The organism is Bacillus hominis, from assembly GCF_018332515.1.
Classification (GTDB): domain Bacteria; phylum Bacillota; class Bacilli; order Bacillales; family Bacillaceae_G; genus Bacillus_A; species Bacillus_A hominis.
Genome location: NZ_BOQD01000214.1, coordinates 1 through 740 on the forward strand (window position 1 = coordinate 1; position 740 = coordinate 740).

General features: G+C 29.6%; 1 protein-coding gene and 1 pseudogene. Both read right to left on the reverse strand.

Translation table 11 applies throughout. The features are described from left to right. On the reverse strand, positions 1–397 hold a 397-nt coding region (locus KI356_RS19605; RefSeq protein ID WP_212936198.1), incomplete at its 3' end, for a DUF1453 domain-containing protein. Between the two features lie 211 nt (positions 398–608). Continuing rightward, positions 609–740, reverse strand: a pseudogene (locus KI356_RS19610) (VanZ family protein); the annotation flags it as partial.

Below are 740 nucleotides of genomic sequence, written 5' to 3' on the forward strand. Positions count from 1 at the left end.
CGGTACCTAATGTAATACATAAAAAGGCATTTGTTACAACCATTAATGTTTGGTGCGTACTACCAGAAAACATACTTTGTTTAATTATAATTTTTGCTCCTAAAATAACAAGAAGGATAATTGTACTTAACCAATTTCCTTTTCGTAGTACATGACCTGTTTCACTATCTAATCGAAAGGTTAAAGCCTTGCCCCTTATAATTCCAATACCTAAGCCAATTCCAAGCATTACAACAAACAGTAGTCCTTGCAGCAAAGTTACATGTCCCATATGAACAATAGACTGAGCTGTTACAACGCACAACAAAACTGGAACGAGCCAAATACGATTTATTTTCACTTTTCGTTCTTTACCTTGCATCAAAGCAATAATAAGAATAACAAGTAAAATATCCATTTAGAGTCCTCCTATATACTTGTTTACCTTTTAAAATTATATTCTTTCCTTTTCATTCCATACTTGAAATACGATAGCTACTTTCAATTGTATGATGCGGAATGTGATTTCCCATCAGTCTTAAGTATTATTTATAAAAATAAAAAGACGTACTTTTTACTCGTACGTCTTTAATAACTTTATTAATATATTCATAAACTCGTTTAAACTTTTATTTATCAACTAATTCTACACCTTTAGAATTAGTTTTATCTAACCATCGAATGTTAAATTTAGTAGCCATTTTCAAAAAGGTTTTATAAATAAAATATCCAAAAATAGAACCTAGAACATTACAGATTAC